Genomic DNA, 25085 nt, shown 5'->3' with positions numbered 1-25085 from the left:
TGACCGTCAACAGAACTTGAGGGCCATTCGATGCCTGTTTCGTCCGGACCCATCCCCGACGTTTCGATCATCCTGCCGTGCGCCGGACTGGGAACGCGCTTCGGAGCGCCGTACGCGAAGGAGCTGCATTGCCTGGCGCCCGGGGTCACCATCCTGGACCGCAGCCTGGAGGCCGTCGTCGAGCTGGTGAAGAGCGGGCTCACCGTGCGCGTGGTCGTCGTGTTCGGGCCGCACAAGCTGGACACGGTGAAGTACCTGGCGCGCTACGCCGGGACCTTTCAGATGGTCTTCGTCTACCAGGACGACGTGGCCGAGCCGGGACTCGACGGGGCGATCCGCTCGGCCTTGCCGATGACGCGGGGACCGGTGGCCCTGGTGCTACCTGACATCGTTGTCAGCGAGGTCGGCAGCCTGCTCGCCGCCCTGCGGCAGACCGGCGTGGCGGGGTGGAGCGTGGTCGCCGCCGAAGAGCGGGATCCCGGCACCCTGCGGCAAATGGGCGCGCTGGCGGTGGCCGGCGGGGACGGCGTCGTGACCGTCGAAGCGGCCGCGGAGAAGCCGGCGGACCCCGCGGGCTTCAACGCGCTCTGGGGCATCGTGGCGGTCGCCGAGAACGAGGCCCACCGGCTGCCGGACGTGGCGCGGAGGGACGCGGACAGCCCGCTGGCCGGCGCGGTCGCCCTCATGGTGGAGCGGATCGTCAACTACAACACCACCGACGGCTGAACGTCCACAGTGGACTTCACGAGGAGAAGCATGCTCGACGACGTGATGACGGCGCTCGGTACCGTCCTGCCCCGGCTGGCCGCGGTCACCGGCACCCCCGGGGTCGCCGTCGCGGTGGCGACGAGCGACGAGCTGCGCACGGCCGCGACCGGGTTCGCCGACCTGGCCGCGAGCACGCCGATGACCGCCGACACCCCGGCGCCGGCCGGCTCGCTCACCAAACCCGTGACGGGGCTGGCTTTCATGCAGCTGGCGGAGGCGGGCATGGTCGGTCTCGACACGCCGGTCGACGAGGTGCTGCCCGCGGGACTGCGCGGTTCCGGCGCGGCGCCCGTCACCACCGCGATGCTTGCCGCCCACCAGGGCGGCTACTACAGCGACATCGTCACCGCGACGGCGCGCACCGCGCCGGCCGAGCCGATCCTCGGCTACGTCCGGCGCCGGCACGAGATCGGGCGCGCCGTGGAGTACGGCGGGGTGCTGCCGCTGGTGACCACGCCGGGGTCCTACTCCTACTCGAGCTTCGGCGTCGGGGTGCTGGGCGGCGTCGTCGAGCACCTGACGGGCGAACCGTACGGTGCCCGGGTCGAGCGGGACGTGTTCGCCCCGACCGGGATGCGGGCCACGAGCATCGACGACGGCACGCGGAGTCCCGGCGGCGCCACCGGGTACCTGGCGTTCGGCGACTGGTGCCTGCCGAGCCCGCCGCTGCGCACGTCGGCGTACCCGGGAGTCGGGATGTACACGAGCGCCGCGGACTTCGCGCGGCTGCTGCAGTCGTTGCTGCGCACCAGTGGGGGCGACCGCGGTCTGGTCGGCCCGGACTCGCTCGCGGCGATGGTGACCCCGCGCGCGCCCCGCCCGAGCCCGCACGGCGTCCGCTCGTTTTCCGGACTGACGCTGGAACTCGCCGACCCGGACCTGGGCGACGACTGGTGGTGGGGGCACACCGCGGCGTTCCCGTGGGGGTTCTGGTGGGAGGCGCGGGTCTGGCCGCACCGCGACCTGGCGGCGGTGGCGGTGGGCAACCGCTGGGACATGGCCCGCTTCCACAACCCGGCCACCCGCAGCGCCCCGGGCCTGGCGGTCGAGTGGGCGGGCCGCTGGGCGGCGTCCGGCGCCCCGGCGAAGCTCCCCGACATGGACGGGCGCCCCCGCTGGACGGGACCCCGGCCCACCCCGGAAAGCTCACGCTGGATGGGAGTCCTGGTCGGCGAACGCACCCACGGCCTGCTCGCCGTACCCGAGCCCTTGCCGACGGCGAAGCTGACCGCGGGCGCCCGTTCCCTCGGCGACGGCGACTCGGACGGCTGGGACCCGGACGCGTTCGCGCGAGGAGTGGAGCAGGCACGGGCGGTGGCCCCGGACCCGGAGGCGCTGGGGGTACTGGGCCGCGAGCTCGGCCCGGCGGCGGCGCTGTGGATGCTGGAGTGCGGAGCATCGAGCGCGGACGTGACGATGCCGGTCGGCTTCTACGCCCGCGCCTGACAGCGAGCGCTGCTCCGCTGTGGCCCGGTCGGGTTTGTCGGCCGGCCGCCGGCGCCCAATGTGGCCTTGGGGCGCGGCCAAGCGCGGCTCGCCCGCTCAGCGCAGGCGGCCCGCCGCCGGCGCCCCGATGCGGGTCGCGTCCCACGCACCGAAGGCCACATCGGGCTGCGGCCAAGCGCAGCTTGCCCCGTTCAGCGCAACCGCACCTCCAGCGCGACCCGGTGGCGGCCACGCGGCAACGGCACCCACGCCGGCTCACCCACCGGCCGCACCGCCGGGAACCGGTCGAACAGGCTGCGCAGCGCGACCTCGGCCTCCACCTTCGCCAGCGCCACACCCAGGCAGAAGTGCGGCCCCCAGCCGAACCCCACACTGCCCTCGCGGCCGCCGTTCGCGGCCTGCCAGCGGACGTCCGCCGCGTGGGGGTGGGCGAACTGGGCCGGGTCGCGGTTGGCCGCGCCCAGCACCACCTGGACCGCGTCGCCCGCGCTGATCCGGACGCCGCCCACCTCGAGGTCGGTCGCCGCGTAGCGCAGGCGGGCCAGCTGGACCGGGCCGTCCGTGCGGACCAGCTCGCGCACCGCCGCCGGCCACAGCTCCGGCTCTGTGCGCAGCAGCTCCCGCTGCCCGGGGTCGCGCATCAGCGCGAGGGCCGCGTTGGACAGCATGTGCGCCATGGTTTCGTGCCCGGCGAGCACCAGGAACACCACGAGCGCCACGGCGTCGACGTCGGTCAGGTCGTCCTGCGCGACGACCTCGCTGAGCAGGTCGTCGCGCGGCTCGGCCCGGCGCCGGTCGACCAGCGCGTGGCAGTAGGCGAACATCTCGCCCAGCGTCGGCGTGATCCGCGCCGGGTCGCCCTCGACGAGCACCTTGCCCCAGCGCCACCAGTCCGCCCAGTCCGCTTCGGGCACCCCGACCAGCTCGCAGACCACCGCCATGGCCAGGGGATAGGCGTACTCGTCGATGAGGTTCGCCGTCTCGCCCAGGCCGTCGAGCAGCCCGTCGACGATCTCCTGCACCCGCGGGCGCAATGCCGCGACCCGGGACGCGCTGAAGGCGTGGCTGATGCTGCGGCGCAGCCGGGTGTGCTCGGCGCCGTCGAGGCTCAGCAGGCTCGCCCGCAGGTACGGCAGGTGCTCGGGCGGTGTGCCCAGCGCGAGGAACGCTTCCTCCTGCGTCTGCGCGCCCTGCCCCGGCAGGCCGGTCGGGTCGTTGCGCACGGCCGGGTCGGAGAGCACCGCGCGGGCCGCGTCGCTCCCGGTGACCAGCCAGCCCACTTCGCCGCCGGCCAGCCGGGCCCGGCAGACCGGTGCCTCGGCGAGGACGCGGTCGTAGCCGCGCATGGGGTCGTCGAGGACGGCCGGATCGCGGACGTCCACCACAGGTTCGGACGACATGTCAGCCTTTCAGCGGGCCGCCGTTGATCGCGACGCGGTTTCCGAAACGGGTGTACGGGTAGTAGTCGTACGTCGCGTGGTGCTGGACGCAGCGGTTGTCCCAGAACACCAGCGTGTTCGGCTCCCAGCGGACCCGGCACGCCAGCATCGGCCGGTTCGGCACGACCGAGAACAGCAGGTCGAGCACCGCCTGGCTCTCGTCGGCCGACAGCTGGGGGATGCGCGAGGTGTAGGCCGGGTTGACGTACAGCAGCGGACGGTCCGTCTCCGGGTGCCGCACCACCACCGGGTGCTCGCTGACCGGGGGCTCGTAGCCCGCCGGGATCTTGTGACCGCGGAAGGCGTGCGCGCCGTCGTGGATCGCGGTCAGCCCGGCCAGCAGCTCCTTCAGCTTCGGCGACAGCATGTCGTACGCGAGGTGCATGTTCGCGAAGAGCGTGTCGCCGCCGCTGCCCGGTTCGGGCATCCGCGTGATGTGCAGCATCGAGCCCAGCGACGGCTCGGCGTCGGCGGTGCCGTCGGCGTGCCAGCCGTTGCCGAACACGGTGGCCGCCTCCGGGGCGGTCGCGACCTCGAGGATGTACGGGTTGCCGTGCTCGGGCGGCGGGTTCACCGGCCGCAGCTCGCCGAAGTGCGCGGCCAGGCGCTGGTGGTCGTCCGGCGTGATGTCCTGGTCGCGGAACACCAGCACGTGGTGGTCCAGGAACGCCGTCTTCAGCTCGGTGAGCTGCTCCTCGGTCAGTTCGCGGGACAGGTCGAGGCCGGTGACCTCGGCGCCGATGACCGGGGTCAGGCCCCGCACTTCCAGGGTCCGGAAGTCGCGCGCCGGTCGCGTGGTGATCCGCTTGACGGCGTCGAGTTCGTACTGCTCCATGGTTTCCTTTCCGTGGGTCTCACAGTCCGATGGCGGCGGCCACCGCGGTGACGTGCGGGGTGCGCACGATGCCGTAGTGGGTGGCGGGCAGTTCATGCCAGTGGCTCGGTTCGGGCAGGAGGGCTCGCCAGCCGCCGCGGTCGGCCACCGGCAGGCCGGGCTCGGGTTCGGTGGCCAGCCAGACGTGGCTGGGTGTCGTGGCCAGGCGCGGCAGCTCGTGCCCGGTCATGCTGCGCAGGTTGGCCCGGCACGCGCGGGCGAGCCGCCGGGCGTGCTCGCCCGCGGTGCCGCCGGAGGCGCCCAGCTCGCGCTCGAACACCGTTTCCAGCTGCGCGTCGCTGTAGTCCGCGGCGCTCGCGCCGGGCGGCGGCGGGTCGATGAGGTGCAGCGCCCGCACCGGCTGCCCGGCCGCCTCGGCTTCGGCGGCCATTCCGGCCGCCACCCAGGCGCCGAACGACCAGCCGGCCAAGTGCCAGGTGTGGCCGGGAAACCGCTTGTGCAGCGCCGCGTAGTAGCGGTGGGCCCGGTCCGCCACCGGCCAGCCGGGCGGTTCGGACCGGCTCAGCGCGGGGTCGGCGATCACGCAGACGCCGAGTCCGGGAGCCAGCGCCTCGACGAGCGGCCGGTAGGCGTGGACGTCCCCGCCGACCGGGTGCACGAGGCACACGACTTCGCGGCCGGCTCCCTCGCGCCAGACCTGCACCGCTACTTCGCCGGTGTCGGCGGCTTCGGAGAGCTTCGCCAGCAACGCGGCCATCGTGACCTCGGGCCCGAGCCACGCGAGGTCGAGGTCGACGCCGTAGAGACGTTTCACCGAGTCGACGACGTCCAGCAGCGTCAGGGAGTCGGCGCCCAGGTCGTAGAGCGGGACGTCCGGGTCGAGTTCGGCGACGCCCAGCAGCGCGCGGACCTCCTCGGTGAGGTCTGCTTCGGCCGGTTTCGGCGTGGCCGGCGTGGTGTCGCGTTCGTGGAACCCGCGGGCGGTCTCGAGGCCGGTCGTCGCGACCAGGAGCTGCGGGAGTCCCGTCCCCAGCGCGCGGGCGAAGGTGCGGCGGCCTTCGTCGGCGCTGAGGCCGACTGTGAGGTGCGCCTGGTGCCGGGCGTCGGTTTCCAGTGCGGTGACGGCCATGCCGGTGTCACGCCAGACGTCCCAGCCGATCGAGAGGCGGGCGGTCGGGCCGTCGCGGTGGGCGAGGGCGTCGAGGAAGCCGTTGGCGGCGGCGTAGTCCAGCTGGCCGGTGCCGCCGAACTGGGCGGACAGCGACGAGCAGTAGACGGCGTAGGCGGGCCGGTGGCGTTCGATGAGCTGTTCGGTGAGCAGGGCGCCGGCGAGCTTGACGGACTGCGTGCCGTCGCCGCGGGTGGCGATGAGCCCGCCGTCCGGGGTGCCGGCCGCGTGCACGATCCCGGCGAGGGGAGTGCCGATGTCGTCGGCGGTGACGGTGGTGACGTCGGCGGCGAGCAGGTCGACGCGGTCCGCCCAGGGTTTGAGCGCGTCGGGCAGGAAGGGGTGGCGCGCCAGCAGGATGACGCGGCCGGCGGTGCGGGTCAGCAGCTCTTCGGCGACGGCGGTGCCGATGCCGCCGGTGCCGCCGAGGACGAGGTGGGTCCCGTCGGTGATGGCGGGCAGGCCGGCATCGACGGGCGCGCTTTCTTGCGTCCACCAGAACCCGGCGCGCAGGGCGACGCGGTCCGGCGGGGTCGGGCCGGTGAGGAGATCGGCGAGGGCGTCGAGGTCCGGGGTGGGGAGGTCGGCCCAGTGGCCGGGGATCCGGCTTTCCTGCGGTCCGACGGAGGTGACCCCGGCGAGCAGCCCGGCTTCGGGGCGCGTGACGGCGCCGTTCGCGGGCGCGGCCCCGGCGGAGACCCACCACGTCCTGAGTGGACGGTCGTGGGCGGCCCGCAGGAGTGCGGCGGGGGTGTCGAGACAGGCCCAGGTCGCCTGGCGCACCGATGGTTCGCCGAGAGGGCCGGTGATGCCGAGCGGGAGGGTGTGGAGCCAGTCGATCTCGTTGCCGTGTAGGGCGTCGAGGACTTGACGCAGGGACGCGGTGTCGGCGGGGTCGGCTTCGAAGGTGTCGGGGCCTAGGCGGGCGAAGTGGTCTGCCGCGTGGACCCGCACGACGCGCGGGTAGGCGGCGTCGAGGGTGGGGGCGGTGAGCGGGCCTTCGCCGGAGATGACGAGGACGCGGTCGGTGCGGGTGGTGGGTGTGGTGGTGGCTCGGCGGAGACGGACCCAGGTGGGCTGGTGCAGCCACGCGCTTTCGGGCAGCCGGGAGACGGCGGCTTTCCGCGGGAAGTCGAAGTCGCGGGCGTCGAAGGCGGGGGGCGGGAAGTCCCATGGTGCGGGGGTGGGGGAGTGGCCCCAGTCGATGGAGGCTCCGGCCAGCCAGGCGGAGGCCAAGTCGGCAGGAGGCAGCGATGTGGTGAATGAGCCGTTCACGTCACCGGAGCCGACCTCGCGGGGCTCGGCCGTGCGCAGCCAGGCGACCGCCGCGGCCGCGTCTTCGCACGCCGCCGCCAGGCGCCAACGGCCCTCCGGACGGCCCGACTGCAGATGCCGCAATACGTCCACATAGGACTCCGGGTGCGCCGCCAAGTACTCCGCCACCCGACCCGCCTCGAGACGCAACGCCGAAGCGCTGCGAGCCGAAAGCACCAAGCACCGCACGGGTTCCGCGCGCGCCGCCGGCACCGGGCGGACCGGCTCCAGCACCACGTGGGCGTTCGTCCCGCCGATGCCGAAGCTGCTCACCCCGGCCACCCGCGGCCCCGCCGGCCACGGCTCCGCCCGCGTCGGCACCCGGAACGGCCCCAGGTCCAGTGCCGGGTTCGGGGCGTGGAAGTCGACCGTCGGGGGGAGTACTCCGTGGTGGATCGCCAGGCTCGCGCGGATCAGGCCCACCACGCCCGCCGCCGCGCCCAGGTGGCCGATTTGGCTCTTCAGCGAGGAAAGCGCGCACGAGGAGACGTCGGGCATCGCCTCGCGCAGGGCCGCCACCTCGATCGGGTCGCCCAGGCGCGTCCCCGTTCCGTGCGTCTCCACGTACCCGACGTCCGCGCCCGAACGCCCGGCCCGCCCCAGCGCGGCCTGGATGGCCGTACGCTGCCCGGCCGGGGACGGTGCGCTGTACCCCTGTTTCACCGCGCCGTCGTTGGTCAGCGCCGAACCCGTTATCACCGAATACACCGTGTCGCCGTCGCGGCGGGCCGCCGACAGCGGCTTCAGCACCACCACGCCGACGCCGCTCGCCCCGACCGTGCCGTCCGCGTCGTCGCTGAACGGGCGGCAGTGCCCGTCCGCGGAAAAGATGTGCTGCGGCCGGTAGCGGTACCCCTCGGCCAGGGTGACGTCGACCAGCACGCCGCCCGCCAGCATCACGTCCGCTTCGCCGCCGCGCAGCATCGCGGCCGCCTGGTGGACGGCGACCAGCGAGCTCGAACACGCCGTCTGGGTCGTCAGCGCGGGGCCACGGAGATCCAGGTGGTACGCGACCTTCGTGGCCAGGAAGTCCTTCTCGTGGTGCAAAGCGAGCTGGAAGCCGTCCGGCAGCGCGGCCGGGTCGGCTTCGCGCAGCATCCGCTGGAAGTACGTGTTCTCGCCGCAGCCCGCGATCAGCCCGACGCGCCCCGCCGCCCCGCCGGCGTGGGACAAGCCGGCGTGGGACAGGGCTTCGACGCAGGCCATCAGCAACTGCCGCTGCTGCGGGTCCATCAGCGCCGCATCGCGGTGGCTGATCCCGAAGTGCTCCGGGTCGAACGCCAGTGGCCCGTCGAGGAGGCTGCGCGCGCCGACGAGCCCCTCCGGGGCCGCGAACTCCTCGATGCCCCGGCGGCCGGTGACGACGAGGTCCCAGAACGCGGCCAGGTCCGGCGCCCCGGGCAGCCGCACCGCCATCCCGACGACCGCCACCGGCTCGTCGGCGACACCGGCGGTAGCACCGGCGGAAGCCGGGGCCGGGCCGCTCTCCACGTGCCGGGTCAGCTCCCGGAGGGTGACGTGCTCGAAGAGGTCGGCCGCGGTGAAGCGGTACCCGGCCTCGGCGCAGCGCAGGTGGAACCGCATCAGCGAGAGACTGGTGGCCCCGGCGGCGAAGAACGTCTCGTCCGGCCCGATCGGCGCCCCGGTCACCTCTTCGAACAGGGTCGCCAGCTCGCTCGACGACGACGTCCCCCGCCGCAGATCCGTGCCCGGTGCCCGGGCGGCGGCGTCCCGGTCGAGCTTCCCGCTGGGCGTGCGCGGCAGGGCGGCGACGACGCGGAAGCGGTCGACCCGCGCGTGCGGCGGCAGCAGCGGCGCCAGGTGTTCGCTCAGCTCGTGCGCGGCCGGCGTCCGGCGGCACTCCAGGAACGCGGCCAGCCTGCCGTCCTCGGGCACGACCACCGCGTTGACGACGTCGGGGTGCCGCAGCAGCGCCGCCTCGACCTGCCCCAGCTCCAGGCGGTACCCGCTGAGCTTGACCTGCCGGTCGGCCCGGCCGTCGAAGTGCAGCAGCCCGGCGCGGTCGAAGTGCGCGAGGTCGCCGCTGCGGTAGTACAGCTCCGGCAGCTCCGCGAACTTCTCCGGAGCCGCTTCGCCGAGATAGCACCGGTTCGCCGCGAGACCGCCGATGAGCAGCTCGCCGACCTGGCCCGGCGGCAGGGGCGCGCCCGCGGCGTCGGCGACCCGCAGCACCGCGTTCGCCACCGGACGGCCGATCGCGGGCCGCTCGGGCCACTCCGCCGGGTCGCCGTCGAGGGTCAGCGCGCTCACGACGTGGGTCTCGGTCGGGCCGTAGTGGTTGTGCAGGCGCGCACCGGGCAGCCCGGCGAACCACCGGCGGATGGCCGGCGTGCACACCAGCTGCTCGCCGGCGGTGATCACGTCCCGCAGCCGCGACGGGTACCGCCCGAGCCGCACGCCGTGCTCGGCGAGCAGCTGCAAGGCGACGTAGGGCAGGAAGATCCGCTCGATCCCGGCGGTTTCCAGCTGCTCCAGCAGCGCCGGGACGTCGTGCCGCCACTCCGGCCGGACCAGGTGCAGCCGGCCGCCGCCGCAGAGGGTCGTGAAGATCTCCTGGAACGACACGTCGAACGACAGCATCGAGAACTGCTGCGTCGACGCGGGCGGCGCGTCCTGCCACTGGAGCAGGTTGGCCAGCGTGCGATCCGGGACGCGCACGCCCTTGGGCACGCCGGTCGAGCCCGACGTGAACAGCGTGTAGAGCGGCCGTCCGGCGTGCCGGACCGGGACGTCCGGCGCCGGGCCGTCGGCGAGCGTGACGAACCGCCGTTCGACGCCGGCGTCGAACGTTTCCCCCGGGGTGAGCAGGACGCAGCTCGGCCGGACCTGGTCCAGCACGTCCCGCAGCAACGCGGGCGGGTACGCCGGATCCAGGGGCACGGCGGTGATGTTCAGCCGCGCCAGCGCGAGGAGCGCGACGACGTGCTCGGCCGACGGCCGCAAGTACAGCGCGACGTCGGTGGCGTCTTCGGGCAGCGTGGCGGCCAGCCGGGCCGCGTGCGCGTCCAGCTCGGCGTAGGTCAGCGTCGTGTCGCCGGTCAGCGCCGGGGCGTCGGGCGTCCGCGCGACCTGCCGCGCGAAGCCCTCCGCCACGGTCTCCCACGTCAGCTCCGCCGCGGCACCCCGGCCGTGGTCCCGGTGGTCCGGAGTCCGGGCGTCGCCGTGCAGGGCGCGGTCGAAGACGTCGCCGAGGGCCGTCGCCTCGGCTGCGGTGAAGTGGCCTTCCCCGTACTCCCACAGGCAGTCGAAGCCGTCCGGCCGCTCCACGACCGACAACGTGAGCGCGCACTTCGCCTCGGCCGCTTCGATCCACTGTGGACTGACCGAGCAGCCGGGCAGCCGCAGTGCGCCGAAGTCGGTGTTCTCCAGGACGAACAGGTAGTCGAAGGCCGCGTAGCCCGGATCGAGGTCGGCGAAGGCGACGTCCTGGCCGTCCAGCGCCGCACCGGACGCTTCGCCGAGCCGGCGCAGCTGGGTGTCCAGGTCCTCGTCCGGGGCCACGGAAAGGGGCAGCCGTACGGTGTTGGCGAACATCCCCACGCTGTCTTCGAACTCCCGCACCGGCCGGTTCGCCACCGGCGCGGCGATCCGGGGCCGGGTCCGCCCGGTCACGGCGTAGAGGCTCCACGCGAACACGCCGAGCAGCAGCTGGAAGCGGGTCAGGCCCAGCTCGGCCGCCCAGGCGTCGACGCGCTCGCGGTCGATCCGGGTCGTGTGCAGCCGCCCGGCCAGGGACGCTTCGCCGAGAGGCTCGGCTTCGTCGGACCGTTCGCTCAGTTGAGCGTGGTAGCCGGGGGCGGCGAACCAGCGGGACTGCCAGCCGGCGAAGTCGAGGGGCGTGTGCGCGTCCGATCGTGCCGGCGCGCCGGACAGCTCGCGGAAGAGGATGTTGAGCGACCAGCCGTCGACCGCGATGTGGTGCAGGCACAGCAGAAGCGTCCCGTCGGGCCGCCAGGCCGCGCGCAGCGGCCGGCCCGACGCGAGGTCGAACGGTGCGGTGAAGAAGTCGTCGGACGGCTCGGTCCACGGGTCGTACGGCGCCTTCGCGACCTGCCGCAGGCCGTCGGGGGTCGCCTCGAAGGCGGTGCGCAGCGCCGGGTGCCGGTCCACGAGCGCCCGCACGTCCCGGCGAAGCGCGTCGACGTCGGGTGAGCCGGTGACGCGGAAGGCGAGCGGCACGTGGTAGGCGGTGGAAGCCGGATTCCGCTGCTGCAGCAGCCAAAGCCGTTGTTGCTCGCTGGTGGCCGGTGCGGACGTCGCCGTCGTCGGGGCACCCGGTTCCGGATAGGCCGCGCGCCCGGCACCGGCGACGGCGGCCGCGAGATCGGCGAAGGTGCCGCGCTGCACCACCGAAGGCGCCAGGTCCGCGCCCCAGCGTTCCCGGATCGCGAACCGCAGCCGCAACGCCTTGAGCGAGTCGCCCCCGGACCGCAGCCACGTGTCGCCCGGGTGGAGCTCCGGGACGTCGAGGACGGCCGACACGACGTCCAGGACTTCGCGCTCCCAAGAGGTCGCCTCGCCGCCGGTGTCCGGCCGCCACGGCGCGAAGCCGCCGGCCAGCAGCGCGGCCTCGTCGACCTTCCCGTTCGCGTTCCGGGGCAGCTCGCCGACGCGGACCACGTGCTGCGGCCGCATGTAGGACGGCACGGTTTCGCTCAGATGAGCTTCGAACGCCTCGTAGGAGAGGTCGCCCGCGACGAGGAAGGCGAGCAGCTCGGCCGTGGCCGCGTGGCGCACGGCCACGTGCACCTGCCGGACTTCCGGGTGCGCGAGCAGCCGCTGCTCCAGCTCGCCCGGCTCGATCCGGAACCCGCGGACCTTCACCTGCCGGTCGGTCCGCCCGGCGTAGGCGAACCGTCCGCCCGGCAGCACGCGGACCAGGTCGCCGGTGCGGTAGAACCGCGCGCGGCCCTCGTCGAGCCACGGCAGCCGCACGAACCGCTGCCCGGTTTCCGCGGGCAGGCCGCGGTAGCCGAGCGCGACCCCGGCCCCCGAGAGGTACAGCTCCGCCAGCTCGCCTTCGGCGGCCACGCGCTCGTCCGCGGTCACCGCGACCGCGCCGGTGCCGGGCAGCGGGCGGCCGATCGGCACGACGTCGCCGTCGAAGCCCCGCGGGATGGCGTAGCTCAGCGCGAACGTCGTCGTTTCGGTGGGGCCGTAGCCGTTCTGCAGCCGCGTCGGCGCGTCCGGGTTGGCCCGGTACCAGCGGCGGATCAGCGGGGCGTTGAGCTGCTCGCCGCCGATGACGACCCGGCGCACCGTCGCGAAGCTGTCCGGCACGGTCTCGGCGACGGCGTTGAACAGCGTCGCGGTCACGAACATCGTGTCGACGCGTTCCCGGACCAGGGCATCGGCGAACGCGCGCGGGTCCCGGACGGTGTCGTCGTCGAGGATCACGCACGTGCCGCCGGTCAGCAGCGGCACCCACACCTCGAAGCTGATCGCGTCGAACGCGGGGTTGGCCAGGCAGGCGAACCGCGTGCCGTGGTCGAGCCAGCCGGGTTCGGCGAGCCGCAGGACACCGGCGTCGCGGACCTCGACGCCCTTGGGCCGGCCGGTCGTGCCAGAGGTGTAGAAGAGGAACGACGCCGGCGCGGGCTCGGCGGGGACACCGGCCTCGGCCGGCGTCAGCTCGGGCAGCTCGTCCTGCACGACGACGACCGCGCCCGCGTCGGCGAGGATGACGTCGCGGCGCGCGGGCGGGCTCAGCCGGTCCAGCGGCACGACCTGCGCGCCCAGGCGCAGCACGCCCAGCATGACGAGGATCAGGTCCGCCGACCGCGGTAGGCCCACGGCGACCGCGTCACCCGGGCGAACCCCGCGGCGGGACAACGATTCCGCGACCGCCGCGGCCCCGGCGTTCAGCTCGGCGTAGGTGAGCCGGCGCGGGCCGTCGGACACGGCGACGGCGTCCGGGTGCCGCAGGGCCCGGTCGTGGACACGGCGGGCGATCGAGGTCATCGCGCCGCCAGCTCGGCGGTGATCACCTTGGCGACCAGCGGCAGCGCGTCGCTTTCGAGCATGTCCCAGTGCCCGCAGTCCGCCGGGACGACCTCGAACTCGCCGCGGACCCGGCGGCGCCAGAACTCCGCCGTGCCCGGCACCGTGTCCTCGCCGACCGCCTGCACGAACACCACCCGCGCCGCCGACTCGCCGGGATCGTGCTCGCGCGCGGTCCGCCGGTTGTGGTTGTACGTGCGGTGGTAGCGCTCGATCTGCGCGTCGTCGATCCCCGGGTACATCCCGTTGAAGCGGACCAGCTTCTCGCGGAACTCGGCCGCGGACACCGGCTCGATCGCGGCCTTCGCGGCGGGGTCGTCGGTGGCGGTGGTGTCGAGCAGGACGACGCTCACGCGCGGGTGGTGCGCCGCCAGCCGCCGGCCCATCTCGTAGGCGACCAGGCCGCCGTAGGACAGTCCACAAAGGACCAAGGCTTCGCCGGGCCGCGGGTCGACGAGCCGGAGGTACTCCTCGGCCATCGCTTCCACGCTCGGCAGGGGCTCTTCACCGGCGTTGAGCCCGGGGGACTGGATCCCGGCGACACCGGCGTCGCCGGGCAGCGCGGCGCTGAGCGGCAGGTAGCAGAACGCGGTCCCGCCGGCCGGATGCACGCACACGACGCGGGCCGCGCCGGCACCGCGGCGGAACTCGATCAGGCTGCCGGCGCCGGACGGGCCGTCGGTACGCAGCAGCGCGGCCTGGGCCTCGATGGTCGGGTGCAGGATGACGTCCCGGATCGGCAGCTCGCGGCCGAACTCGGCGCCGATCGCGTGGGCGAGCTTGATCGCCGAGATCGACGTGCCGCCGACGTCGAAGAAGTCGTCCGAGACGCCGATCGCGGGGTGCAGCAAGAGGGTTCGCCAGATCGTCAGCAGCGCGAGCTCGACGTGGTCGCGTGGAGCGGCGGTGTTGACCGCTGCGGGCGCGCTCGCCCGGGCGTGCGCCAGGACGGCGTCGCGGTCGAGCTTGCCGCTGCGGCTCAAGGGCAGCCGGTCGAACTCGGCGAACACCGACGGGATCATGTAGTCCGGCAGCCGGTCGGCGAGCGCGGCGCGCCACTCGTGTGGCGAGCGTGCGCCGCCCGCGATCCCGGCGACCAGCCGCGGCTCGCCCTCGCGGTCCACGAGCACGGCGGCCTCCCGGACGCCCGGGACGGCCAGCAGCGCGGCCGTCACTTCGCCGGGTTCGATGCGGAACCCGCGCAGCTTGATCTGGTCGTCGCGGCGGCCGGCGTACTCGGCTTCGCCGCTCGCGAGCCACCGCGCCAGGTCGCCGGTGCGGTACATCCGTTCGCCCGGGACGAACGGGTCCGCGACGAACCGCTCGGCGGTCAGCCCCGGCCGGTGCAGGTATCCGCGGGCCAGGCAGTCGCCGGCCAGGAAGACCTCGCCCACGACGCCCGGCGGGACCGGCCGCAGCCGCTCGTCCAGCAGGTACAGCCGCGACCCGGGCAGGGGCCGCCCGATCGGCGCCGGGCGCTCGGACGGCCGGGGGGCGAAGTGGGCGGTGGCGTAGAGCGTGGCCTCGGTCGGTCCGTAGCCGAAGCAGATCCGCAGGCCGGGCAGGGCCGCTTCGAACCGGGCGAGCGCGGCGTCGGTCAGCGGTTCGACGCCGGTGAGGACCTGCCGCAGCGCGAGCCCGGCCACCCGGCCGGGGTCCTCGTCGATCCACCGGACGTAGGCGGGCGGCAGGAACGCCTGCACCACAAGGTGTTCTCGCAGCCAGGCCATCAGCGCGGCGGGGTCGGGCCGGACGTCCTCGGGCACCACATGCAGCACGGCGCCGGTGGTCAGGGGGAGCAGCAGCTCGTGCACCGAGGCGTCGAAGCCGATGCTCGACCACACCGACGTCGCCTCGCCGGGGGTCGCGCCGAAGCGGTCGAGCCACTGGTCGAACAGGGCGAGGACGCTGTGGTGGGTCACCGCGACGCCCTTCGGACGCCCGGTCGACCCCGAGGTGTAGATGACGTAGGCCGTCTCCCCGGGGCCGGTCGTGACCGGGTGCCGGGTCGCGTCGCCTTCGGCTTCGAGGGCCGCGACGTCGTCGCCCAGTACCAGCACGGGGCGCGCGTCCTCGACCATCGCCGCCCGGCGCGCGGCCGGCTGGGCCGGGTCGAGCGGGAGGTAGGCGGCGCCGGTCTTCAGCACTCCCAGCACGGCGACGACCAGCTCCACCGACCGTCCACTGAGGACGGCCACGACCGCGCCCGGCCCGGCTCCTCGCGCGCGCAGGGCGTTCGCCAGCTTCGTGCTGCGACGGTCCAGTTCGCCGTAGGTCAGTGCCGAGCCGTCGCAGACGAGCGCGGGGGCGTCCGGGGCGCGGTCGGCGTGCGCGGTGAACCGGTCGACTAGCCCGCCCGGTCGCCGGCGCGGACTCGGCCCGGTGCTCCAGGTCGTGAGGATCTCGCGGCGTTCGGCGTCGTCGAGGAGCTCGTAGCTCGCGATGTCGGCACCGGGTCGCGCGGCCAGCTGTTCCAGCAGCCGCACGAGGTACCCGCCGTACCGCTGTGCGGTGGCGTGGTCGAAGAGGGCGACGGCGTAGTCGAGGTGGCCGAGGACGTCGCCGTTCTCGTCGGCCAGGCCGAGCGCCAGGTCGAACTTCGCGGGGGCGTGCTCGACGTCGAGGGATTCGACGGCCACGCCGGGCAGCTCGAGGACGTCGTGCAGGGTCGGCACCCAGGCGAACATCGTCTGGAACAGCGGGGTGTGCGCCGGGCTGCGCGGCGGGTTGACCAGCTCGACGACCCGCTCGAACGGCAGCTCGACGTGGTCGATCGCGCCCCTCAGGGCCGCGCGGACCTGCTTGAGCAGGACGGCGCCGGTGGGGGAGCCGCCCAGCTCGGCGCGCACGGCGAGCGTGTTGACGAAGAAGCCGATCGTCTCGGGGTACTCGCCTCCGCCGCCGCGGTTGGCGGTGGGGACGCCGACAACGATGTCAGTTTGCGCGGAAAGCCGGGACAACAGGATGAACCAGCAGGTCAGGATGGTGGAGTAGAGCGTGACGCCGTGCTCGCGCGCCACCGCCTTCAGCCGGGCGGTGAGCTCCGGCCCGAGCGCGACCGGCACCCGGGCGCCGCGGTGGTCCTGCCGGGCCGGGCGCGGCCGGTCGGCGGGCAGCTCCAGCACCGGCGGCACGCCGTCGAGCCGGTCCTGCCAGTACGCCTCGTGCGGCGCCGGGCCGGGGCCGGCCAGCCAGTCCTGCTGCGCCCGGGCGTGGTCGCGGTAGGGGCGGGTTTCCGGCAGGTCGGCCGACGCCCCGCTCATTTGAGCGGCGTAGAGGGCGCCCAGTTCGCGCAGCAGCAGTGTGCGGGACCAGCCGTCGAAGACGACGTGGTGGACGGTGATCAGCAGGACGTGGTCCTCGTCGCCCGCGGCCAGCAGCCGGGCGCGGGCCAGCGGGGCACGCGTCAGGTCGAACGGTTCGAACGGGTCGGTGCGCCGCAGTTCGGCCGCTTCGCCCGGTCGTCCGGCGACGTCGGTGACGACGCAGGGAAACCCGTGACCGGCGGATTCGACGATTTGCACGGGCCCGCCGTCCTCGACGACGATCCGGGTGCGCAGGGTTTCGTGGCGGTCGGCGAGCGTGTCGAACGCCCTTCGCAGCGCCTCGCGGTCCAGCGGGCCCCGCAGGGCGAAGGCCATGGTTTCGTTGTAGGCCGGGCCGGCGCCGTCCAGCTGGGAGACGGTCCACAGGCGTTGCTGACCGGACGACAGCGGCGCGGACACTCGCATCGAGGGCGGCCTTTCGGGGCGGGCGGGCGAACCGGTACTGCGTTGTTCCGTCGCCGCCGAGGTCGGGGAAACGCTCTCTGTCTGTCCGGACAGTTAACACCACACTGTCGGGTGAGGACGAGGGGTGACAGAAGTTTGCCCGGAAGTCCTTCGCACGCAGGGACGGCCGCTTCGGCGTCAGATCTTGCGGTACCGGCTTTCGAGCAGCGCGAACACGCCGTAGACCGCGATCCCGGCGGCCAGCACCAGCAGCAGGATCTGCCCGTACGGCTGGACGGCGAGGGTCTTGAGCGCCGGGTCCAGACCACCGGCCTTGGCCGGGTCGTACTCGACGGCGGCGACGACGAACATCGCGCCCACGGTGCCGTAGGCGAGCGCCATGGCGCACCAGCCGACCTGGCCGAGCCGCTCCGTCGACCGCCGCACCGCCGGGGACGCCCCGTCGAAGTCGAGGTCGTGGACGAACTTCTTCCTGATCCCGCGGTAGGCGAGGAACGCGGCCACCGCGACCACGGCTCCGCCGGCCGAGACCACCGCCGCGGCGCCCCAGTCCTCGGCCAGGACCGTGGCCACCACCGAGCCCGCTTTGCCGGAACCGCCGATCGCGGTCTTCGCCGCGCTGTAGGCGACGAGGCCGTACAGCACCACCTCGACGCCGCTGGCCGCCCGCCGGACCCACCGCCGTCGCGGTGCGGCGTGCCGGTGCCCCGCGATCGCCTCGGTGAGCTGCCACAGCGCCAGCAGCCCGGTGCCGGCGGCGATCAGCCAGAGCAGCCACGCTCCGCCGCCCGTGGCCACGATCTGCAGGGCGCCGGCCTTGTCGGCCTTTTCGTTGTCGCCCAGCGCGACCTGGGCCGCCAGCCACGCGACGACGAAGTGCACGACGGCGTAGCAGGCGAGGCCGATTCGGGCGAACAAGGTGAATCCTCGGATGTCGGGCACGGGGGAATCCTGGTCCACGCCGGCCCGATTGACCAGGTGTCCGCCCGTTTTCGCCGTCGATCAGCGGATCGCGTCGTGCGGCAGGACCGCGTGCACACCCCAGGTCTCGTTGGCGACCTGGGTGATCCGCAGGTCCACGACGGGGCTGGCGAGCGCCAGCGCGGTCGGCTTGTCGACGTCGTGGAGCCGCTGCAGCCAGGTCAGCATGGCGTCCAGCGCGTCGGCCGTGGCCTGGTTGAGGTCGGCGTCGAACCCGAAGGTGAGCCGGCCTTCCGGGGTCACGGCGTGGATGCCCGGGACCTCCGGTTCCGCCGCCAGCGTCAGGGTGACTTCGGTGGTCATCGGGCATTCGATCGCCGTCCCGCCGACTTCGCCGTGGCCTTGCGCGGCGTGGCCGTCGCCCAGGTGCAGCAGTGCGCCGGGCACGGTCACCGGCAGGACCAGCGTGGACCCGGCCACCAGGTCGCGGCAGTCGATGTTGCCGCCGCCGGCCGCTCGCGGCGGAATGGTCGAGTGGGGTCCCGGCTCGGCCGGGGGAAGGCCGACCACGCCGAGGAAGGGCGCGACGCGGACGGTGTGGCCGAGGTTGCTGGTGGCCGTGTCGTCGCCGATGTCCCACGTCAGGCGCGCGGCGGGTCCGCCGGCGACGCCCAGCCTGCGGTTGAGCGCGGTGTCCTTCACCCCCGCGGTCGTCCAGCCCCAGTCGCCGGGCGTGATCGACCCGAAGTGCACCCGCAGGACCATCCCCGGCTCGGCGCCGCGCACTTCGATCGGCCCGGTCAGGCAGTGCCCGCGCCGGTCCGCGAACAGCGTGGGGCCGTTCAGCCGGCGTTCCAGGTAGCCCCCGGCGTCGAGCGAGCCGACGACGACGGAGTCGCCGGAGGACACCGTCAGCACGGGCGGGGTGGCCCGGTCGAAGACGTCGATGGTGGTCTCGCGGGTTGCCGGCAGCCGGTGCTCAGCCATGGTTCGCCTCCTGGTGACGAGCGTGGTCAAGGCTCGCACGAAGGATGATCACACCCGCGGCGGCCCGGTCGGCGGGGTGTGTTTACATGGAAACTTCGGGGTCAGTCAGGTGACTGAGGCGGGGGACGGATGAGCAACCCATTGGTCGCGGAGACCAAGGATTCGACGACGGCGTATTCGGGGATTTCGCTGCTGGAGTCGGCGGCCGACCTGAAATCCGCGATCGAAAGCGGTGACTGGGCGTCGGTCGCGATGGGTGCCGTCGGTACCGCCCTCGACGCCCTCTCCATGGCCATGGACCCGTTCGGGGCGATCCTCGCCGCCGGCGTCGGGTGGCTCATCGAACACGTCGGCCCGCTGAAGGAAGCCCTCAACGGACTCACCGGCAACGCCGACGAAATCGCGGCACAGTCGGAGACCTGGAAGAACATCGCGACCGAACTGGGCAGTGTCGGGGAAGACCTGACCGGGATGGTCAAAGCGGACACGACATCGTGGGCCGGGACCGCCGGCGACACTTACCGGCAGCGGGCGCAGGACACGGTCACGTTGCTGGAAACCGCGCAAAAGGGCTGTGAAGGCGCTTCCAGCGGGGTGAAGACCGCCGGTGAGGTCGTCGCGGCGGTGCGGGCGCTGGTGCGTGACATCATCGCGGAGCTGATCGGGCACTTGATCAGCTGGGCGCTGCAGGTGATCTTCACCTTGGGCATCGGTATGACCTGGGTGGTCCCGCAGGTCATCGGCGCGGTCGCGAAGACGGCGTCGAAGATCGCGGATCTGGTCAAGCGGCTGGTGACCGCGCTCAAGGCGTTGGTGCCGCTGTTGAAGCGAGCGGGTGATCTGTTCGGTGACGCGGCGAAGGCGCTGAAGAACATCAAGCCGGGCAAGGCCGCGCCGCCGCCGAAGCACGCCGACATCAAGGGCAACCCGAAGGACCTGGACGGGCCCAAGGGCAAGGGCGGGGACGACTCCACCACGGCCGCGGGCGACCACTCGCCGCCCAAGGGCGACCCGCCGCCGAAGACCGATCCGCCGCCGGCGAAGAACGACCCGCCCAAGACCGATCCGCCGCCGGCCTCGCGCGGCCTCGACGACCCGCCCGGCGGCGACTCGACCAAGTCCGCCGGCGCGAAGGACTCCGGCGGCTCGAAGGGGCCCGACCGGAACACCGCCGAGACCAAGGAACCGGTCTGCAAGGAAGGCAGCGGCGACCCGATCGACGTCCAGACCGGGGACGTCCTGGTCACCGAGACCGACCTCGCCGTGCCGGGGCCGCTCGGCCAGCTCATCGTGCGCAACCACGTCTCGTCCTACCGGGCCGGACGCTGGTTCGGGCCCTCCTGGGCGTCGCTGGTGGACGAGCGGCTGACCGTGGCGGACGGGACCGTCACCTACTACAGCGTCGACGCGATGATCCTGCGGTTCCCGCTGCCCGCGCCGGGCCGGTCGGCCACCGCCCCGCACGGTCCGCTGCGCCGGCTGCACGGGCAGGGCGCCGAGTACGTCCTGGAGAACCCCGCGCGCGGCACCCTGCACCGGTTCGTGCCGGCCGACGGGAACCCGGACCTGTTCCTGCTCAAGGAGATCCGCACCGAAACCGGGGGGTACGTCGAGCTGGACCACGACGCCGACGGCGCGCCCACGCTGCTCACGCACTCCGGCGGCGCCCGGATCGCCTTCGACGTCGGCGGCGGCCGGATCCGCGCGGTCCGCGCGCTCTCCGAAACAGGCGACGTCCTCGTCGCCCGCTACGACTACGACCCCGCCGGGCACCTCAGCCTGCGCGCGAACTCCTCGCCCCGGGCCGCCCGCTACACCCACGACGCCGAGGGCCGGATCACCGGCTGGACCAACCACGTCGGCGCCTGGTACCGCTACGTCTACGACCAGCACGGCCGCTGCGTGCGGGGCGTCGGCGACCAGGGCTACCTCGACACCACGCTCGCCTACGCCGACCGGCGCACCACCGTCACCGACTCCTTCGGCAAGCAGACGGTGTACGAGTTCGACGACGACGGCAACACGGTGGCCTTGACCGACCGGCTCGGCGGCGTGACCCGCCGGGAGTGGGGGCCGCGGGACGTGCTGCTCGCCCGCACCGACCCGCTCGGCCGGCGCACCGAGTTCGAGCACGACCCGGACGGGCGGCTGGTTTCGGTCCTGCGCGCCGACGGCTCCCGGGTGCTGATCACCGGCCGGAGCGAAACCGAGCTGACGATCGAGGTCGCCGACGGCGGCCGGGTCTTCCGCCGCCGCTACACCGCCCCGAACCTGCCGGACCCCTACACCGACCCGCTCGGTGTGACCGGCGACCAGCACCACGAGCACACGGCGGAGACCGGGACCGCGCCGGACCTCCCCGCGCCCCGCGTCGAGGCCGATCTGTTCGGGCGGCCGCGGGCGATGGAGGGTGCCGGCGGCCGGGCCGCGTACGCGTGGACGGTCGAAGGCGCCCTGCGGGAAGTCCTCGCCCCGGACGGAACCCGCCGGCAGTGGACGTTCGACGGCGAGAGCGAAGAGACGTCCCGCACCGACGAGCTGGGCCGGGTGGTCCGCACCGAAAACGGTCCGATGGGCACGGTCACCGCCATCGTCGACGCCGCCGGCGCGCGCACCACCCAGCGCTACGACACCGAGCTGCGGCTGGTCGCCGTGACCAACCCCGCCGGGCAGACCTGGCACTACGCCTACGACGCCGAAGAGCGGCTGCTCGCCCAGACGGACTTCGCCGGCCGGGTCACCCGGTGCGCGTACGACGCCGCGGGACAGCGGGTGCGGCTCACCGGCCCGGCCGGGGAGACCGTGGAGTCCCGGTACGACCTGCTGGGCAACCTGACCGAGCGGATCAGCCCGGCGGGCACCGAGACCTACCGCTACGACCCGGTCGGCCGCCTCGTGCGCGCGACCGGACCGGACGGCGTGCTCGAGCTGACGCACGACGCCGAGGGCCGCGTCACGCACCAGACCACCGCGGCCGGGACCACCACCTTCGGCTACCCCCGCGGCGCGAAGACCCGGCGCACTCCGTCCGGAGTGGACGTCCAATGGGGACAGCACCCGGACGGCGCGGAGCTGCTGCGGATCGCCGGCACCGAGCTGACCCTGCACCAGGACGCCGCCGGCCGCACGCTCGGCCTCGCCGCCGGGCCGAACCCGTTGCTGCGGCAGGAGTTCGACGCGGCGGGCCGGCTCGCCGCGCAGCACACGCCGGCCGGGGTGACGCGCTACCACCGGCGTCCGGACGGCAGCGTCGGCACCCGGGAGGACCCGGCCGGGGGAGTGCGGTACGAGTTCGACCACGCCGGCCGCGTCACCGCCGCCGTCCACCACGGCGGAGCCGAGCGCTACGCCTACGACGTGCTCGGCAACCTGATCTCCTCCTCGCCGGGCACCGGTCCCGAGGCGGGCCCGCGCCAGTACGCCGGTGGTGTGCTCGCCGCGGCGGGCGCGGTGCGCTACGCCCACGACGCGCAGGGCCGGCTGGTCGGCCGCACCCTGCCCGCGCCGGACGGGACGGCACTGACCTGGACGTTCGGCTGGGACGCGCACGACCACCTGGTCGCGGTGCGCACGCCGGACGGCACCCGGTGGCGCTACCGCTACGACGCGCTGGACCGGCGCGTCGCCAAGGAACGGCTGGACACCGCGGGCGCGGTCGCCGAACGCGTCGACTTCGCTTGGGACGGCACGAGTCTCGTCGAAGCCCGGCACACCGCCGGGGGCGCGCCGGTGGAGACGCTGACCTGGATCCACCACCCCGACGAGGACCGCGTGGTGGCGCAGGCGCGCACCCTGCCCGACGGGCGGGTCGAGGTCTCCGCCGTGGTCACCGACGAGGTCGGCACCCCGACCGAGCTGGTCAGCCCGGACCACGGCACGGTCAGCCCGGTGCGGACGAGCCTGTGGGGCCTGACCGCGGCCGGCGCGCGCCCGCCGACGCCGCTGCGGTTCCCCGGACAGTACTTCGACGCGGAAACCGGCCTGCACTACAACGTCTTCCGCTACTACGACCCGGCCAACGCGCGCTACATCTCGCCGGACCCGCTCGGCCTGACCCCGGCGCTGAACCCCGAGACCTACGTCGAGGACCCGTTCCTCGCCGCCGACCCGCTCGGCCTGACCCGCAACAGCGGCAAGGTCGTCAACTACGCCGACGACCCGACCGCGTTCCTCGACGACGACGCCACGTTCGAATCCGCGGCCCCGTGCAAGAAGGCCTCGAAGAAGCGCCCGAACCCGAACCAGGGCGCCGGAAACGGGGCCTCCGGGTCCGGCTCCGCCGTCAAGAAGCCCCGGACCGGCCGGTACGACCCGCCGATCACCGGCCAGGACAACGTCTCGCACGGGAACTCCGGCCGCACGGTGATGGAAGGCGGCGGGAAGTCGGGCGGCGGCTCACTCGACGGGTCCGGGCGGGGGAGCCGCCCCGGCGGCACCACCCCGGCGGGCAACCACCTCACCGACGTCAACGAGCTGAACGGGACCAAACACGCGAACTTCGACCCGCGCCTGCAGGCCGAGCTCGACAAGCTCAAGGGCGATGGCAAGAACGGCTACAAGCCCGACACCGACGAGGGCTACTTCATCAAGGGGCACCTGAAGAACAACGAACTCGGCGGCTCCGGAACCGCCGACAACATGACCACGCTGTCCCGCAAGGCGAACTCCCAGATGTCGGGCAACTTCGAGAGCAAGCTCAAGCAGGCCGACATCCAGATCGGGCAGTTCAAGGACACGGTCAACCGGATGGGCGACACGGAGCTGCAGCGGAAGATGAACGACTGGGGCATCAGCGGGAAGCCCGCGGACTTCCGCAAGGAAGCCCAGGGCCTCAAGGTGGACTACTCGGTCACGGCCAGCGACAACGTCAAGTGGCCGGACGCCAAGAACCCCTCGGAACGAGGCATCCGGGACCACGTCACGCTCGACGCCGGCTACGACGGGCTCACTTCGAACGTGCAGAAGTTCATCCAGCACAACAAGCCGGACAACTTCCTGACGGAGTTCCCGCCGAAGGGGACGAAGCTGGACACGGTCAGCGGGGCGTTCGACCCGCCGATCAGCTGGGGGTCGAACCGGCCGATGCCCAACCTCGCCGAATGACGCGGTGCCCGGGCGGGATCGTCCCGCCCGGCCGCCGGGGCTAGCGTCCCACCTGGGGGCCGATCATCGAGTTCACGTCGATCGGCCGCGGGATCGCGCCGAGCTGCAGCAGCAGGTCGGGAACCCGCTGCAGGCGCCGCGAGTCCAGCGACGAGCCGTAGCCCGGCAAGGTGAGCAGCTTGGCGGTGTCCTCGTCGATCTTGGCGAACCGCACCAGCAGCGGCTCGACCTTGGAGCGGTCGTTGAGGGCGTCGTGGGTGGCCTTCTGCATGGCGCGCTGGAACGCGGCCAGGGTCTTCGGGTTGTCCCGCACCCACTTCCTCGTCGCGCCGTAGCCGGTCAGCGGGAAGTCCTGCGTCGCACCGGTGTTGATGTCGATCACCGGGATCGCGCCGGCCGTCTTGGCGGCCTGCGTGATGTACGGCTCCGGCAGGTACGCGGCGTCCGCCTCGCCCTGCTGCAGCGCCGCGGCGATGTTCGGCAGCGGGATCAGCACCCATTTCACCTTGCCGAAATCGACGCCGTGATCCTGCATCACCGAGCGGGTGAGGAGATCCGAGGCGGTGTTCTTGGCCGTGATCGCGATCTTCTTGTCGGCCAGGTCGAAGATTGTCTTCACGGGAGAGTTCGGAACGGTGACGATCGCATTGGACTTCGGGTTGACCGAGGTCGCGTCGGCGACCAGCTGCATGTCGGCGGCGCCGGTGCTCTTCGCGGTGAAGAACGGCGGGTAGGTCGAGAACGCGATATCGGCTTCACCGGAGATCGACTTCGTCAGCGAGGCCTGGCCACTGGCGGCGATGATGGAATCGACGCTGAGGCCTTCGGCCTTGAAGTAGCCGTTGTCCTGGGCCAGCCAGAACGGTGCGAGATCGGTGGTGGGCAGGATCGAGACCTTCAGTGTCGTCTTTTCCAGGCCGCTGCCGCTGGACGAGGAGCTCGTGCTGGCCGAACCGAGTGCGCCGCAGCCGGTGAGGACCATGACGGCGGCGACGGCGAGTGCGCCGTGACGAGCGCGAACCCGGCCACTGCTCCTGGTGATTCCAAACAAGTCGTGCTCCTCGAAGGAGATGACGGTTGATCTACCGAATCCGGGGAAGATCCGTGATTCATTCCCCGGTGTCTGTCAAGCAGGCCACTGTAGGACCTCGACAACACTTGGCAGGTGCCATGACCGGGAATTCACCACAATGGAGGCATCAATGCTTGATCGAGGATCTTGGTCCGGTGGCCGAACCGCGGACATTTCTACGGATCATGATGGCTGATTGAGGTTCGGGCCACCGATTCCCGGATGTGCGGCCGCCGGAAACGCGGATTCGAGGGGGCTGCTCCGATCGGGTAACCGATGT

The 25085-nt window shown here is 73.2% G+C and carries 10 protein-coding genes; 3 read left to right on the top strand and 7 right to left on the bottom strand.

Annotated features, from left to right (window positions below; all coding sequences use genetic code 11):
- Positions 1-30: 30 nt before the first annotated feature.
- Positions 31-726 (top strand): glycosyltransferase family protein, encoded by a 696-nt coding sequence (locus ACZ7PG_RS32740; RefSeq protein WP_470242999.1) that lies wholly within the window; start codon positions 31-33, stop codon positions 724-726.
- Positions 727-756: 30 nt separating this feature from the next.
- Positions 757-2214, top strand: a complete 1458-nt coding sequence (locus tag ACZ7PG_RS32735) for a serine hydrolase (RefSeq protein ID WP_470242998.1) — start codon at positions 757-759, stop codon at positions 2212-2214.
- 191 nt (positions 2215-2405) lie between these two features.
- Here the strand turns inward: ACZ7PG_RS32735 and ACZ7PG_RS32730 are convergent, their stop codons facing one another.
- The 6 genes from ACZ7PG_RS32730 to ACZ7PG_RS32705 form a co-directional block, all read right to left on the bottom strand.
- Entirely contained in the window at positions 2406-3614 is a 1209-nt protein-coding gene (locus tag ACZ7PG_RS32730) for a cytochrome P450 family protein (RefSeq protein WP_470242997.1), read from the bottom strand.
- 1 nt (position 3615) lies between these two features.
- Positions 3616-4488: a TauD/TfdA dioxygenase family protein gene (locus tag ACZ7PG_RS32725; protein ID WP_470242996.1), complete on the bottom strand. Its 873-nt coding sequence runs from the start codon at positions 4486-4488 to the stop codon at positions 3616-3618.
- 19 nt (positions 4489-4507) lie between these two features.
- Positions 4508-12952, bottom strand: a complete 8445-nt coding sequence (locus ACZ7PG_RS32720) for an amino acid adenylation domain-containing protein (RefSeq protein WP_470242995.1) — start codon at positions 12950-12952, stop codon at positions 4508-4510.
- Positions 12949-16722, bottom strand: coding sequence for a non-ribosomal peptide synthetase (locus ACZ7PG_RS32715; RefSeq protein ID WP_470242994.1), 3774 nt, complete (start codon positions 16720-16722; stop codon positions 12949-12951). Before ACZ7PG_RS32715 ends, ACZ7PG_RS32720 begins: the two co-directional genes overlap by 4 nt.
- A gap of 177 nt (positions 16723-16899) precedes the next feature.
- Positions 16900-17640, bottom strand: coding sequence for a DUF1206 domain-containing protein (locus ACZ7PG_RS32710; RefSeq protein WP_470242993.1), 741 nt, complete (start codon positions 17638-17640; stop codon positions 16900-16902).
- A gap of 84 nt (positions 17641-17724) precedes the next feature.
- Positions 17725-18630, bottom strand: a complete 906-nt coding sequence (locus ACZ7PG_RS32705) for an acetamidase/formamidase family protein (protein WP_470242992.1) — start codon at positions 18628-18630, stop codon at positions 17725-17727.
- Between the two features lie 129 nt (positions 18631-18759).
- On the opposite strand from ACZ7PG_RS32705, the gene ACZ7PG_RS32700 reads away from it, so the two are divergent.
- Complete coding sequence (locus ACZ7PG_RS32700) at positions 18760-23733, top strand: RHS repeat-associated core domain-containing protein (RefSeq protein WP_470242991.1); 4974 nt, start codon at positions 18760-18762, stop codon at positions 23731-23733.
- 40 nt (positions 23734-23773) lie between these two features.
- On the opposite strand, the gene ACZ7PG_RS32695 is transcribed toward ACZ7PG_RS32700, so the two are convergent.
- On the bottom strand, positions 23774-24784 hold the full coding sequence (locus tag ACZ7PG_RS32695) for an ABC transporter substrate-binding protein (protein ID WP_470242990.1): 1011 nt from the start codon (positions 24782-24784) through the stop codon (positions 23774-23776).
- Positions 24785-25085: the final 301 nt, after the last annotated feature.

The sequence above is a fragment of the Amycolatopsis sp. NPDC114504 genome (assembly GCF_055633595.1).
Note: the sequence above shows the minus strand (reverse complement) of the source record. Positions and strands in the feature narration are given on the sequence as shown.